At 63.2% G+C, this 13,228-nt stretch carries 7 protein-coding genes; all 7 read left to right on the top strand.

Annotated elements, in window-relative coordinates:
- The first annotated feature begins 90 nt into the window (after positions 1–90).
- Entirely contained in the window at positions 91–2,310 is a 2,220-nt protein-coding gene (locus tag ACTHN9_RS07070; protein ID WP_440536046.1) for a polysaccharide biosynthesis tyrosine autokinase, read from the top strand.
- Between the two features lie 23 nt (positions 2,311–2,333).
- On the top strand, positions 2,334–3,602 hold the full coding sequence (locus ACTHN9_RS07065; RefSeq protein WP_440536045.1) for an oligosaccharide flippase family protein: 1,269 nt from the start codon (positions 2,334–2,336) through the stop codon (positions 3,600–3,602).
- Positions 3,602–4,669 (top strand): glycosyltransferase family 4 protein, encoded by a 1,068-nt coding sequence (locus ACTHN9_RS07060; protein WP_440536044.1) that lies wholly within the window; start codon positions 3,602–3,604, stop codon positions 4,667–4,669. The genes ACTHN9_RS07065 and ACTHN9_RS07060 overlap by 1 nt, the downstream gene beginning before the upstream one ends.
- Positions 4,670–4,737: 68 nt before the next feature.
- The gene (locus tag ACTHN9_RS07055) at positions 4,738–5,634 is read left to right on the top strand and encodes an ATP-grasp fold amidoligase family protein (RefSeq protein ID WP_440536043.1); all 897 of its coding nucleotides are present in this window, start codon (positions 4,738–4,740) and stop codon (positions 5,632–5,634) included.
- An 869-nt stretch (positions 5,635–6,503) separates the two neighbouring features.
- Positions 6,504–8,636 carry a hypothetical protein gene (locus ACTHN9_RS07050; protein ID WP_440536042.1) on the top strand — a complete coding sequence of 711 codons (2,133 nt, stop codon included), beginning with the start codon at positions 6,504–6,506 and terminating at the stop codon, positions 8,634–8,636.
- A gap of 444 nt (positions 8,637–9,080) precedes the next feature.
- Positions 9,081–11,171, top strand: coding sequence for a hypothetical protein (locus tag ACTHN9_RS07045; RefSeq protein ID WP_440536041.1), 2,091 nt, complete (start codon positions 9,081–9,083; stop codon positions 11,169–11,171).
- Between the two features lie 103 nt (positions 11,172–11,274).
- Positions 11,275–13,227: a hypothetical protein gene (locus ACTHN9_RS07040; protein ID WP_440536040.1), complete on the top strand. Its 1,953-nt coding sequence runs from the start codon at positions 11,275–11,277 to the stop codon at positions 13,225–13,227.
- Position 13,228: the final 1 nt, after the last annotated feature.

Below are 13,228 nucleotides of genomic sequence, written 5' to 3'. Positions count from 1 at the left end.
GCACGCCCGGTCCTTGAGATCGGCGGCCGGGCGAAAGGCGGCGTGAATGGTCAACGGTCCGAGAGGACCCAGCATCTCCGAGGACAAGCAATGAAACCGCTAGAACCGATCCCGATGAGTGTGCCCGTCCAAGACGAAATCGACCTCAGAAAGCAGATCGATTTTCTCTGGGAGGCGCGTTCGTTTATTTTCAAGTGCACGTTCGGCGCCGTGTTGCTCGCGACCCTCTACGCGCTGACGGCAACGCCGGTCTATCGCTCCGACATGATGTTCCAGGTCGAGGAAGGGGCGGAGCAGTCGAAGAGCCTGCTCGGCGAGGTCTCGTCCATGTTCGATATCAAGACCGGCGCCGCCACCGAAATCGAGATTCTGCGGTCGCGGCTCGTCGTGTCGAAAGCAGTCGACGCGCTGCAGCTCGACGTCAGCGCTCGCCCGCACTATTTCCCGCTCATCGGCCAGTTCATCGCGAGAATGAACAAATCGCTCTCTCAACCGGGGCTGTTCGGGCTCGGCGGATACGCATGGGGCGATGAGCGCATCGAGACGAGCACCTTCGACGTGCCTGAAGCCCTCTACGGAAAAGCGTTCGATTTGCAGTTCCTCGGTGGCGGCGCGTATCGGCTGATTTCACCGGACGGCGATCGTTCGTTCAACGGCCGCATCGGCGTGGCGCAAACCTTCCAACTGCCCGAAGGCCCCGTGACGCTCGACGTCTCGTCGATCGATGCAAAGCCTGGCATCCGCTTCACGCTCACGCGCAATTCGCGGCTCAAGACGATTCAGCAATTGCAAGACCGGCTCCAGATCGCGGAAATCGCTAAGGAATCGGGCGTCGTCCAAGCGTCGCTCGAATGCACCGACCGCATCCTGTGCGCGAAGCTGCTGCATACGATCGGCAAGGAATACCTCGCGCAAAACGTCGATCGCAAGACGGCGGAAGCGAGGCGTTCGCTCGCGTTCCTCAATGCGCAGTTGCCTCAGTTGAAAGCGCAGCTCCAAGACGCGGAACAAAAGTACACGAGCTTTCGCGACGAGCATGGGGCGGTCGACCTCACGGGCGAAGGTACGGCGCTGTTGCAGCAATCGACCGCGGCGAAGTCCAAGCTGTTGGAGCTGAAGATTCAGCGTGAGGATTTGCTGTCGCGATTCGCGCCCTCGCACCCGAGCGTGGTGGCAATCGACAGTCAGATTCGCGAGCTGAACGACGCCATGAGTTCGCTCACCGAGCAGATGAAGCAGTTCCCCGATCTCGAGCGGCAGGAAGTCGGGCTCAAGCGCGACGTGCAAGTGGATACCGATCTTTATACCGGTCTGCTCAATACCGCCCAGCAATTGAAGGTGGTTCAAGCGGGCAATTTGGGCACGGTGCGTCTGGTGGACGACGCGAACATCGCGGAAAAGCCGGTCAGGCCGAAGCGGCTGCTCGTCATTGGGCTGTCGTTCATCTTCGGCATCGCACTCGGCGTCGCCGGGGCGCTCTTGCGCAAGATTTTGCGCAATCGCGTCTCGCATCCGCAGGACATCGAGCGGTACACGGGATTGGACGTGCTCGCGGCGATTCCCTTTAGCGAGTCGCAGCAGATGCTCACGCATTCGGCCAAGAACCAGCGTGCGTCGACGGCGTTGCTCGCCAGCCGGCAGCCGCGCGACCCGGCCATCGAGAGCCTGCGCAGTTTGCGCACGGCGCTCCAGTTCAGCCTGCTCGATGCGCCCAACAACATCGTCATGCTGACGGGCCCCACCCCCGGTGTCGGCAAATCGTTCGTCGCCACCAATTTCGCGGCCGTGCTCGCCGCGGGCGGCAAGCGGGTATTGCTCATCGACGGCGATCTGCACAAAGGGCGCTTGAACGAGTATTTCAACGTGCCCGCCAGCGACGGTTTGACGGAACTCGTCGCGGGGACAAGGACGATCGACGAAGTGACGCGGCGCGGTGTCGGCACCGGCTTCGACTTCATCCCGACCGGCGCACTGCCGCACGATCCGTCCGAGGTGCTGCTTTCCGAAACGATGCGGGCGCAGCTCGAGACGCTCTCTCAGCGCTACGACATCGTGCTTATCGATACGCCGCCCGTGCTCGCCGTCTCGGATGCGCAAGTCGTGGGCGCCCATGCCGGCGCCGTGTTTCTTGTCGCACGCCACGAATTGAACAACGTCGGCGAAATTCAGGAATCGATCAAGCGGCTCAGCCGCGCCGGCGTTCCGGTCAAGGGTGCGCTGCTGAACGCATTCCAGCCCGACCGGAGCAGCTACGGCTACGGGTATGGGGCGCAATACGGCGGCTACACGTCGCCCAAAGCCTTGCGGTAATCGAACGAGGCGGGGATAACGCAATGGAGCAAACCAGGACGGCGAGGTCGATTCGATTCCCGACGTTGTCTTTGCGCGGGGGGCTGCATCCGAGCGCGCCAACGTGGGTGCTGCTGCAGCAACTCGTCGTGCGCGGGCTCGTTGCTGTGAAGTTTCTCGCGCTCGGGCGCATTTTGGGACCGGCGGCGATCGGCAGCGTCAGCGTGGCACTGCTGGCCGTGGCCATTGCGGAATCGCTTTCCGACACCGGTCTCGCACAGGCGATCATCCAAGATCGCGATGCGCCGACCCGTTCGCAGCTGGGTTCGGTTCTGACCACGCTCGCGACGCGCGGGGTGTTCATCGCCTTGCTGCTGGCCTCGCTCGCGCCGACGATGTTCCGCCTGTTTCACTTGCGCGCCGGAGAGCTGGGCCTGCTGCTGCTTGCCGCCGTCGTGCCGCTGATTCGCGGAACGATGTCGCCGGCCTATTGCGTCGTGCAGCGCGAGCGGCGCTTTCAGCATATCGCGGCCATCGAAATGTCGGCCTCGATCGCGGATTGCTCCATCGCGATCGGCACCGCCCTGAGCGGTGCGGGCGTGTATTCGGCGCTGCTCGGCACGATCGCTGCGGAAACGCTCAAGACCACGCTCACTTGGATGACGATGCAGCCGCGCCCTCCGCTGCGGCTCGCCTGGTCCGGCATCGGTCACTACGTTCGGTTCAGTCGCTGGATTTGGGCCTCGAGCGTCGTCACGCTGGTGCTCAATCAGTTCGATAAGGTCGTGGTCGCATCGCTGCTCGGACCGGCGCAGTTCGGCGCGTACCAAATGTCGTCCCGGCTCGCGCAAATGCTGCTCGCCGACGCGGCCATCGCCATGTCGCAGTTCCTGTTTCCCACGTTCGCCGCTCAGCATCGTCAGGAGCCGCAAAAGGCCGCGCGTCTGTTCAAGCGCTACCTCGCCTTGCTTGTCTGCGCGCTGGCCGCGATCGTCTTGATCGCGCGCGCGTCGGCCGCGCAACTTTTTTCGCTTGTCCTCGGCAAATCGTGGCTCGGGGCCGTTCCACTGTTCGATATCTTCGTCGTCAACATGGCGATCGGCGCCCTGATCGCGCTGCTAGTCGCCTATCTTCGCGCCATTGGCAGCCCGAAGACGACCACGCATGCGTCGATCGTGCAAATTGCGGTGCTGCTCGTCACCGTTCCGCTCGCGACGCGGCACTGGGGAGCGACAGGCGTTGCCTGGTCGCTGACGGCCGGCTTGTCCGCGGCGGCGCTCTTCATGTTCTACCGGTTGACCAGGAGCCAGTGATGCGCGCGCTTCACCTCGTTTGGATACCGCGCCTGTCGGGCGCGGAAGTGCTCGTCAAGGATTTGGCCCTGCTGCAGAAGACGCAGGGCCATTCGGTGTGCATCGCGGCGTTGTATCCCGAACAAGCCGACTTCGCTCCGTTTCGTGCCGAACTCGAGCGCGGCGACGTGGCTTGCCGCTTTCCCGCCCGCAAGCACGGCTTGATCGGCAAGCTATTGGGGTTGCATCGAACCATCCGGCACTTCAAGCCGGACGTGATTTTCGCGCACGCGACGATCCCCGCGTTCTATGCGCGCGCACTGCCCAGCGGCGTGCCCGTCGTCTACGTCATGCATTCCGCCACGAACGATTTCGCACGCGGGCTGTTCCGATGGGTCGAGCGTTCCTTGTCGCGCCGCGCGAGCGCGGTGATCGGCGTATCGCCGGCGAACGTGGAGGACTACCGAACGGCGGTCGGATCGCATCCGTTGATGACCGTCATTCCGAACGGCGTGGACATCGCGAGATTTGCAGGCGGCGGCGGGCCCGAGCGCGGCCGGCGCGACGCACCTCAAATCGTGCAAATCGGCCGCTATACCTCGGTCAAGGATCAAATGCAGACGGTCCGGGCATTCAAGGAAGTGCTCGGACGTGTGCCCAGTGCGCGTCTCGTGCTCTACGGCGTGATCGAAGACCCCGAATACCATGCCGGCGTCATCGCACTCGCGGCCGAACTCGGCATCGCCGACCGGGTGGACGTGCAAGGCCCACGCTCCGACATCCCGGCGATCCTCGCGGCATCAACGGTGTTTGCCATGCCGTCGCGCTCGGAGGCGCACAGCATCGCGTTCCTGGAAGCGCTGGCCTCGGGCATCCCGGTCGTCGCGAGCACGATTGCCGCCTTCGCGTTCGCGCGAAACCTACCCGGCGTTCAACTGATCGACACGACCGATACGCAGGCGTATGCGAACGCACTCGCGACGGCGCTGGAGCAGCGCAGGGCGCAGCGCAATCTGCATGGTTTGACGCTTGCGGACACGGCCGATCGATACATCCAGATCGCTCGGCAAGTCGCGCGGGCAGCATAACGATAACGACGACCAAGCTGTACTCAGTCATCCGATCATAGGCCTGAACGTAGGCGGGGCGAGCCATTGTGGGAAATTCTGCATCGCACATCACGAAACAAGTGCTCCGGTGGGGAACGGCGCTGCTTCCGGACCCGCTTTATCTAGCGCTATCCCATCGCCGGAGAATCGGCCGATTCCCGCGGATCAAGGATCCGGCCACGTTCAACGAGATGATCCTTGCGCGATGCCTGCATCCCGACCCGCGCTGGAAGGACTTGGCCGACAAGCTGAGCGTGCGTACGTATGTCCGGGATCGTATCGGAGAAAAGTACCTCATCCCGCTCATCGCCGCGCCGGATCTATTCACGCGGGAGATCTTCGAGTTCCTCCCTTCCTCGTTCGTCATGAAAGCGAGTCACGGCTCCGGCTTCGTCGAGGTGGTGAGGGACAAATCGCGCACGAGCTTCGAAGCGCTGCAACGCCGCGCCGAGGAATGGCTCGGTATCGACTACTCCCGTGTCGCACGCGAGCGGCACTATCGCGGTATCCGACCCCGCATTTTTTTCGAGAAGCTGCTGCTCGACAAGACAGGACGGGTTCCGGCCGACCTCAAGATGCACGTATTCGGCCGCGGGCCGGACGGGCCTATTATTTATACAGGCATCATCGCGGACCGGTTTGGCGACGCGCGCGCCGACATCTACGATGCCCACTGGAACCGGCTCGAATTGGCGTGGGGCAGCTACAGGCGCAGCGAATGCGCCTTGCCGCGGCCGTCGAACTGGGACACGCTCACGCGCATCGCCATGCAGTTGGCCGAGGGGCTCGGGTACGTGCGCGTCGATCTTTACGCGCCGGACGACGAGGTGTATTTCGGCGAACTGACGTTCACGCCGGGCGGCGGCACCATGCCGTACACCCCCGATCGTTGCGACTATGAATGGGGACGTATCCTCAAACAGGCGCATTACCCGGCGGCCTAGGCGGTCACGGTCGTTCCGGTCGCCGCGGAACGACGCATCGCGTCACTCCTTATCGGACCGTTTGCACGGGCGGTATGCCGTCCCCCCTTTGTCGGACGATTCCGACGCCGTGCCTGGTCGCCCCTACACCGATCTCCTCCCTCGCCGATTTCGCCGCCGCCCCAGAGCTGCGATACTCCCAACCACTGCCTGAACGCCACGATCTGAATCTAGTGTCTTCCAATCCGCGCTTTCCGCTTCCCGCCTCCGCCTTCATGGGCGCGGGTGCCGTCATGAGATCGCGTTTGCCGTCGCGAGCCGCTTCCCCCTCGCTTCATGACATGGATCAATAAGCGAGACGGACGAGCGGCACATCATGCGTAACATCCGTTCCGCTTTCGTCAATTAGTAATAAACGCGTCACCCCGCGTCCACTCCCCCGCTAATTCGAAACGAATGGCCCTCGCAAATAGCGGGTTGGCCAATCTCCATTGCGCGCCAACGGATCATTCCGTCCGCTTTGCGCCACGCTTACTTAGTACACCGAACTATCCTAATGTCATGTCGCACCCCGCTGCGCGCGATGCGCGTACCGCCGGACAGGCCGTCTGCGCCGCTCTAGCTGCGTGCACTTCGGGCGACAAGGCGAGTAGGAAATCTCCGACGAAAGAACCTACACAGACTACGCAAGCTTCAGCGTGCCCCGATATCAAAAGAAAAAGCGCTGACCAATAATATCGTCACAAGAACGGAGCAAGTCCAAGGCGAACAGTCAGGACTACTAAACAACCGCTCAGTCTCACTAACTGAATTTTCGCATCGAATCGTTGGGCGAATTGATCTCAATTGCGCCTGGGGACCAGTTTTTTCTTTTGAAGAGTATGACTGCCATGAGAAACGCTATTCAATATCTGCCCAAGCAACTCCCGCTGACGGGATCGATCGCCGCCGCCGTGCTCGGCATCGCGAGCCTGAGCGCGTCCAACGTTTATGCCCAAGCACCGGCGACGCTGACCGTGGGCGGCGTCCCCTATACGTTGTGCGCCTCCGAATGGCAAAGCTGCTCGTTCGGCGGCACCGCGAAAGTCGTCTTCGGTTCGACCTCGCCTACGTTGAACGACAGCGTCAACGGGCCGTTCACCAACGGCGTGCAATGCCAAAACGGCGTCGTGTCGCCCAGCGATCCCGCGTACGGCCAAGCCAAGAGCTGCTGGTACGACAGCTCCACGGGTTATTGGAAGGCGATGCCGACGGGTGCCGTCACCTGCTCCGCGCCTACCACGAGCACGGGCGGCACGCCCAACGGTTTGATTAGCGCCGACGTCGTCAGCGCCGACCGCACGCGTCTGTTCCCGCAAGGCAGCGCGTTCAATATCTCGTTCGTCTCGACCGCGCCGGCAGCCGATCACGTGGCCTGGTCGGTTCAAGACGATCTGGGCAATATCAAAGGCAGCGGCAGCTTCGCCGTGCCGAGCGGCACGCAAACGAGTTCGATTTCGTGCACCTCGAGCGTGGCCGGCTATTTCGCCATCACGGCCACGTTGACGAACGCCGGCGGCACGTTGCCGCAAGCCGGCACGCGTCCGACGGGTATCGCCACGTTCGGCGTCTTGCCGAATCTGGCCAGCGTCCTGCCGGCTGTCAGCTACGCCCGTCAAGACCAGCATCGCTTCGGCATGCAAGGCTTCAATCAATGGACGACGATGCTCTCGAAGCTGGGCGTGTCGCGCATCATCGACGATCGCCAACTGTCGTACATGGAGCCGAACGGCCCGAACACGTGGACGCCCTCGCTCTCCGACGCCGACCCGATCTACAAGAGCGGCGCGATCATGCGGCTCATCCGCCTCGACGGCATCCCCGGCTGGGCCAGCCCGACCGGCGCATTCCAAGACGATATGTACGCGCCGACGAATCTGTCGACCTACTATCAGGGCTACATGGGGCGTGTAGGAACGGATACGGAAGCGATTCGCAAAGCCTACTTCCCGAACCAGCAGAGCAACTACTATCAAGTGACGTGGGAACCGAATTGGCAAGACTCGGCCTCCAACTTCGTCGCCATGTATAAGGCCGTGTATCAGGGCCTGCACTCGACGGATCCGAATGCGGTCGTCATGGGCTCGACGAGTCCCGAACCGGGCGCATGCGCCTGGTGCGAGGGCGGCCAACTGCAGACGTACGGTGCGCTCGGATTGGGTCAGTACATCGACGGCGTCACCACGCACGCCTACTACAGCGCGAACCCGTCGCCGTCCCAACCGCCGGAGCAATACGACACCGATACCAACCCGGCCAACGTCTCCAAGGCACTGGATCAGCAAATGCGTGCCCTGCGTGCGCAAATGCAGGCCGTCAAGCCCAATATGCGGTTGTGGAACTCCGAGGTAGGCATCAGCTACGATCCGGGCGCGGCATACGGTCCGAACTACCCGTCGGGGAACCAACTGTACGCACAGGCTGCCGTGGCTGCTCGCACGCACCTCATCGTGCTCGGCGAAGGCGCTCAGGTTACCTACTTCTTCTTCGGCGCGGACTATCCGGGCGAAGTCGGGTTCGGTTCGTTCTTCGATATGGCCAACGCACAAGGTTCGTGGTCGACGCAAACGGTCAGCCCGAAGCCCGAAGCCATGGCATTCGCTGCGATGACCCGCATCATCGACGGTACGCAAACGCTCGGACGCCTGAACGGCTTGCCGCAGATGGCCTACGGCTACGCGTTCCAGCAGATGAACGGCGGCTCGGTGGTCACCGCCTTGTGGACCCACAACAACGCGAACTGGCCCACGTCCACCGGCTCGTACAGCCCCACCTCGAGCATGAACTACTCGCTCAAGGTGGATAACCCGGGAACGAACGGCACCGTGACCGTGCTCGATATGATGGGCAACCCCTACACCGTCGGCTACGCCAACGGCGTCGTGAACCTCACGTTGACCGAATCGCCGATCTACGTCGTATCGAAGAATGCGTCGGTGATGACCTCGCAGGTCACCGCACCGATCGGCTACACGGGGCAATAAGCCTCGCCTCGCGAACCCGGCGGCGCAGCGCCCGCCGGGTTCGCCGGATCGATCGCCAGTCTCGTCGTTTTGCCGGTCATCAACCTGTAAGCCAATAGAAATCCGATTACCTTGTCGCCGTGCGGATAGCGCCCTGTCGCTCCCGCACGGCATATTTTTTGGCCGAATTACCGTACATATCCGCCATTTCGGCGTGCATCGTTGCCTCGCACCCCATAAATCGGCATAGTCGTGCGCTGATCCGCCACGGGTCTCAATCGCTCCCGCAACGTCGCTTCATCGCATCCGACAGGCTTGCGCGGGCTACCTCGAATGCCGCGCTGGCACAACGAAGTTCGCCAGCCCGATGCATGCCTCGTTCGAATCGTTCAGCACCCATCATGCCCGGACATGGTCTACTCACGCCCCGCCGTTTCTGCCCGTCTCTGTCTATTGTTGAATTGTTTGTGCACCGTCTTGTTGGCCGTCGTCAGCCTGGGGGTGCGCAACGCTAACGCGCAAGCCACGCTCGATGTCGGCGGCGTCCCCTATACGCAGTGCGCCTCGGAATATGGGTACTGCGGGTTCGGCGGCACCGCAAAAGTCGTCTTCGGCACGACGTCGCCTCGGCCGATGCAAAGCGTCAACGGACCGTTCACGAACGGCGTTCCCTGCACGAACGGCGTCGTCTCCCGAACCGATCCCGCCTATGGGTACGGCAAGCGCTGCTGGTACGACAGTTCCACCGGGTACTGGAGCGCCCCGCAGACAGGCGCGATCACGTGCTCGGTGCCAACCACGACGACGGGCGGCACGCCCAACGGACCGATCAGCGCGGACACGCCGAGCACCGATCCCGCGAGCACGCGTTACCACGCCCGCTTGTTCGCCGAGGGCAGCCCCTTCAGCCTAGCGTTCGTCACGGCCACCGGCTCGGCCGATTACGTCTCGTGGTCGATTCAAGACGACCGCGGCAATATCAAAGGAAGAGGCGCCTTCCCCGTGCCCGGCGGCGTACGAACGAGCACGCTTTCTTGCACCGCCTCGGTGAGCGGCTACTTTGCCGTCACCGCGACGCTCGCGCGCGCCGGAGGGACATTGCCCCAAGCCGGCACGCGTCCGTCGGGCATCGCCACGTTCGGCATCTTGCCGAATCTATCCGCGGTGATTCCCGCTGTTTCCTACACCAGCCAAGATCAGCATCGCTTCGGCATGCAAGGGTTTTACGGCTGGACGAAGATCCTCACGGACCTCGGCATTTCCCAAATCATCGACAGCCGTCAGTTGTCGACGATGGAGCCGAACGGACCGTACACGTGGACACCGTCGCTCAACAACGTCGACCCCTTCTTCAAGAGCGGCGCCATCATGCGGCTCGTGCGGGTCGACGGCATTCCTGCCTGGGCCAGCCCGACCGGCGCCTACCAGGACGACACGCGGCTGCCCACCAATCTCGGCTACTACCAAAACTTCATGGCGCGCGTGGGGGCCGATACGGCGGCTATTCGCGGGGCGTACTACCCGAACCAGCAGCACGATTACTACCAAGTCACGTGGGAGCCGGATTGGAAGGACTCGGCGCCCAACTTCGTCTCGCTTTATCGCGCCGCCTATAACGGTTTGCACTCGACCGATCCGAATGCGATCGTCATGGGCACGACGAGCCCCGACCCGGGCGCGTGCTCGTGGTGCACGAGCGGCTTGTTGGCCGCGCACGCTCCGCTGGGGCTGGCGCAATACATCGACGGCGTGGTCACGCACAGCTATTACAGCGACAAGCCCTCCCCGTCCCAGCCGCCCGAGCAGCTCGACGCCGACCCGGACCCGTCGAAAGCATCGCGCGCGCTCGACCAGCAAATGCGCGCCCTGCGCTCGCAGATGCAGGCCATGAAGCCCAATATGCGGCTGTGGTCGTCCGAGGTGGGCATCAGCTACGATCCGGGCACGACATACGGCCCGTATTCCCCTTCGGCGAATCAACTGTACGCGCAGGCCGCCGTCGCCGTGCGCACGCACCTCATCGTGCTCGGCGAAGGCGCTCAGGTCACCTACTTCTTCTATGGAGCGGATTTCCCGGAGGAAGTCGGTTACGGCACGTTCTTCGACGTGGTCGACCCGCAAGGCTCTCACACCGCGCGCAATGTCAGCCCGAAACCCGAAGCGATGGCGTTTGCCGCCATGACTCGCATCATCGACGGCACCCGAACGTTCGGCCATCTGAACGGGCTGCCGAAGACGGCCTACGGCTATGCCTTCCAGCAGTTGGGCGGCGGTGCGGTGATCACGGCCTTGTGGACGCACAACAACGCGAATTGGCCCACTGCCGCCGGCGCGTACAGCCCCAATGCCGGCATCAACTACTCGCTGAAGGTGGACAATCCAGGAACGAACGGCACGGTGACCGTGCTCGATATGATGGGCAACCCCTACACCGTCGGCTACGTCAACGGCGTCGTGCGCCTCACGTTGACCGAATCGCCGATCTACGTCGTGTCGAAGAACGCGCCGGTGATCGCCGGACAAGTCACCCCACCGGTCGGATACACGGGACAATAAGGACAGTAAGGACAGCAAGGACAACAAGCCTCGCTTCGCGCGTTCGGCGGCCACCTCGCCCGCCGGGCTCGCCCGATCAACGCACGATGAGATTCGCCAGCCTATGCCAGCTACGTTCGAATCCGCTGCCGCGCTCGCGCTCGACATAAGCGAGCGCCGCGCTGCTCCGAGGGCTTGTCCCGTCCCTCCACGTCGTGGGTATTTGCGCATCGCGCTGTGCGTCGCGGCGAGTTCGGTCTTTTCGATCGCCCACGCGCAAGACGCGGCGTATTCGAAACCGACGCCGACGGGCGCCATCGTCTGCTCGCCCCCCGTCACTCACGCAGGCGGCTCGCCCGACGGCCTAATCAGCGCCGACACGCCGAGCGCCGACCGCACGCGCCTGTTCGCCGAACGCAGCACGTTCAGCGTCGTGCTGGCCACCGCCGCCCCGTCAGCCGATCGCGTGACATGGTCGATCCTGGACTCGGTCGGCCATGTCGACGGACACGGCACGTTTGCCGTTGCTCGCGGCCCGCAGACGAGCACGCTTTCTTGCAGCGCCACCGTGGCCGGCTATTTCGCCCTCACCGCGACGCTCTCGCGCGCCGGCGGGGCGCTGCCGTCAGCCGGCACGCGCCCAGCCGGCATCGCCACCTTCGGCATCTTGCCCGACCTATCCGGCGTCGTTCCCGCAGTGGCCTATCGCCATCAAGATCAACATCGCTTCGGTCTCGAGGGCTTCAACGGCTGGACCACGATGCTCACGAAGCTGGGCGTCTCTCGCGTGATCGACGATCGACAGTTGTCGTTCATGGAACCGAAAGGTCCCGATACGTGGACACCGTCGCTCTCCGATCTCGGCGCGGCATACAAGAGCGGCGCCATCATGCGGCTCGTGCGGCTCGACGGCATTCCCGCTTGGGCAAGCCCGACCGATGCGTATCAGGACGATACCTACGCCCCCAAGGATTTGGACTATTACCGCAAATACATGGCACGCGTGGGCGCCGACACCGCCGCCATTCGCGAGGCGTACTTTCCGAAGCAGCGCAACGACTACTATCAGGTGACTTGGGAACCGGACTGGAAAGATACGCCCACCCACTTCGTGGCGCTTTACGAGGCGGTGTACAAGGGCTTGCATTCGACGGATCCGCATGCGGTCGTGATGGGCACGACGAGCCCCAATCCGGGCGAGTGCTCGTGGTGCACGGGCGGCCTTCTACGGCGGCACGCCTCCTACGGATTAGGCAGCTATATCGACGGCGTGGCCACGCACGCCTATTACAGCGCGCACCCGTCGCCATCGCAACCGCCCGAGCAGTACGATAACGATCGCGATCCCGCCAAAGCGGCGAAGGCACTCGATCGGCAGATGCGCGCGCTGCGCGCACAGATGCAAGCCGTCAAGCCGAACATGCCGCTATGGTCTTCGGAACTGAGCATCGGCTACGATCCGGGCGCAGCATACGGCCCGAATGCGCCGTCGGCGAATGAGTTGTACGCGCAGGCCGCTGTCGCCGCGCGCGCTCACCTTATCGTGCTCGGCGAAGGCGCTCAGGTCACCTACTTCTTCTTCGGCGCGGATTATCCGAGCGAGGTCGGCTACGGCACGTTCTTCGATATCGTCGATCCGAAGGGCTCCTACACGCCAAAGGCCGTGAGCCCCAAGCCGCAAGCGATGGCATTCGCCGCCATGACCCGCATCGTCGACGGCACGCAAACGCTCGGGCGATTGAACGGACTGCCGAAGCAAGTGTACGGCTATGCGTTCCAACAGTTGGGCGGCGGCGCGGTGATCACGGCCTTGTGGACGCACGACAACGCGAATTGGCCCACGTCGGCCGGCACGTATAGCCCAACCGCCGGCGTGAATTACTCGCTCAAGGTGGACAGTGCGGGCACGAAGGGCACCGTGACCGTGCTCGATATGATGGGCAACCCCTCCACCGTCCGTTATGCCGACGGCATCGTCGACCTCGCGCTAACCGAGTCGCCCATCTATGTCGTGTCGAAAAATGCGGCGGTCATGACCGCGCAGGTCACTGCGCCGATCGGATACACCGGGCAATAAT

This window comes from Trinickia sp., assembly GCF_051953405.1.
Classification (GTDB): Bacteria; Pseudomonadota; Gammaproteobacteria; order Burkholderiales; family Burkholderiaceae; genus Trinickia.
Note: the sequence above shows the minus strand (reverse complement) of the source record. Positions and strands in the feature narration are given on the sequence as shown.

Excerpts from the sequence above, each read along its gene's own strand:
- ACTHN9_RS07070 (WP_440536046.1), top strand. The coding sequence starts at position 91 with ATGAAACCGCTAGAACCGATCCCGATGAGTGTGCCCGTCCAAGACGAA.
- ACTHN9_RS07065 (WP_440536045.1), top strand. The coding sequence starts at position 2,334 with ATGGAGCAAACCAGGACGGCGAGGTCGATTCGATTCCCGACGTTGTCT.
- ACTHN9_RS07060 (WP_440536044.1), top strand. The coding sequence starts at position 3,602 with ATGCGCGCGCTTCACCTCGTTTGGATACCGCGCCTGTCGGGCGCGGAA.
- ACTHN9_RS07050 (WP_440536042.1), top strand. The coding sequence starts at position 6,504 with ATGAGAAACGCTATTCAATATCTGCCCAAGCAACTCCCGCTGACGGGA.
- ACTHN9_RS07040 (WP_440536040.1), top strand. The coding sequence starts at position 11,275 with ATGCCAGCTACGTTCGAATCCGCTGCCGCGCTCGCGCTCGACATAAGC.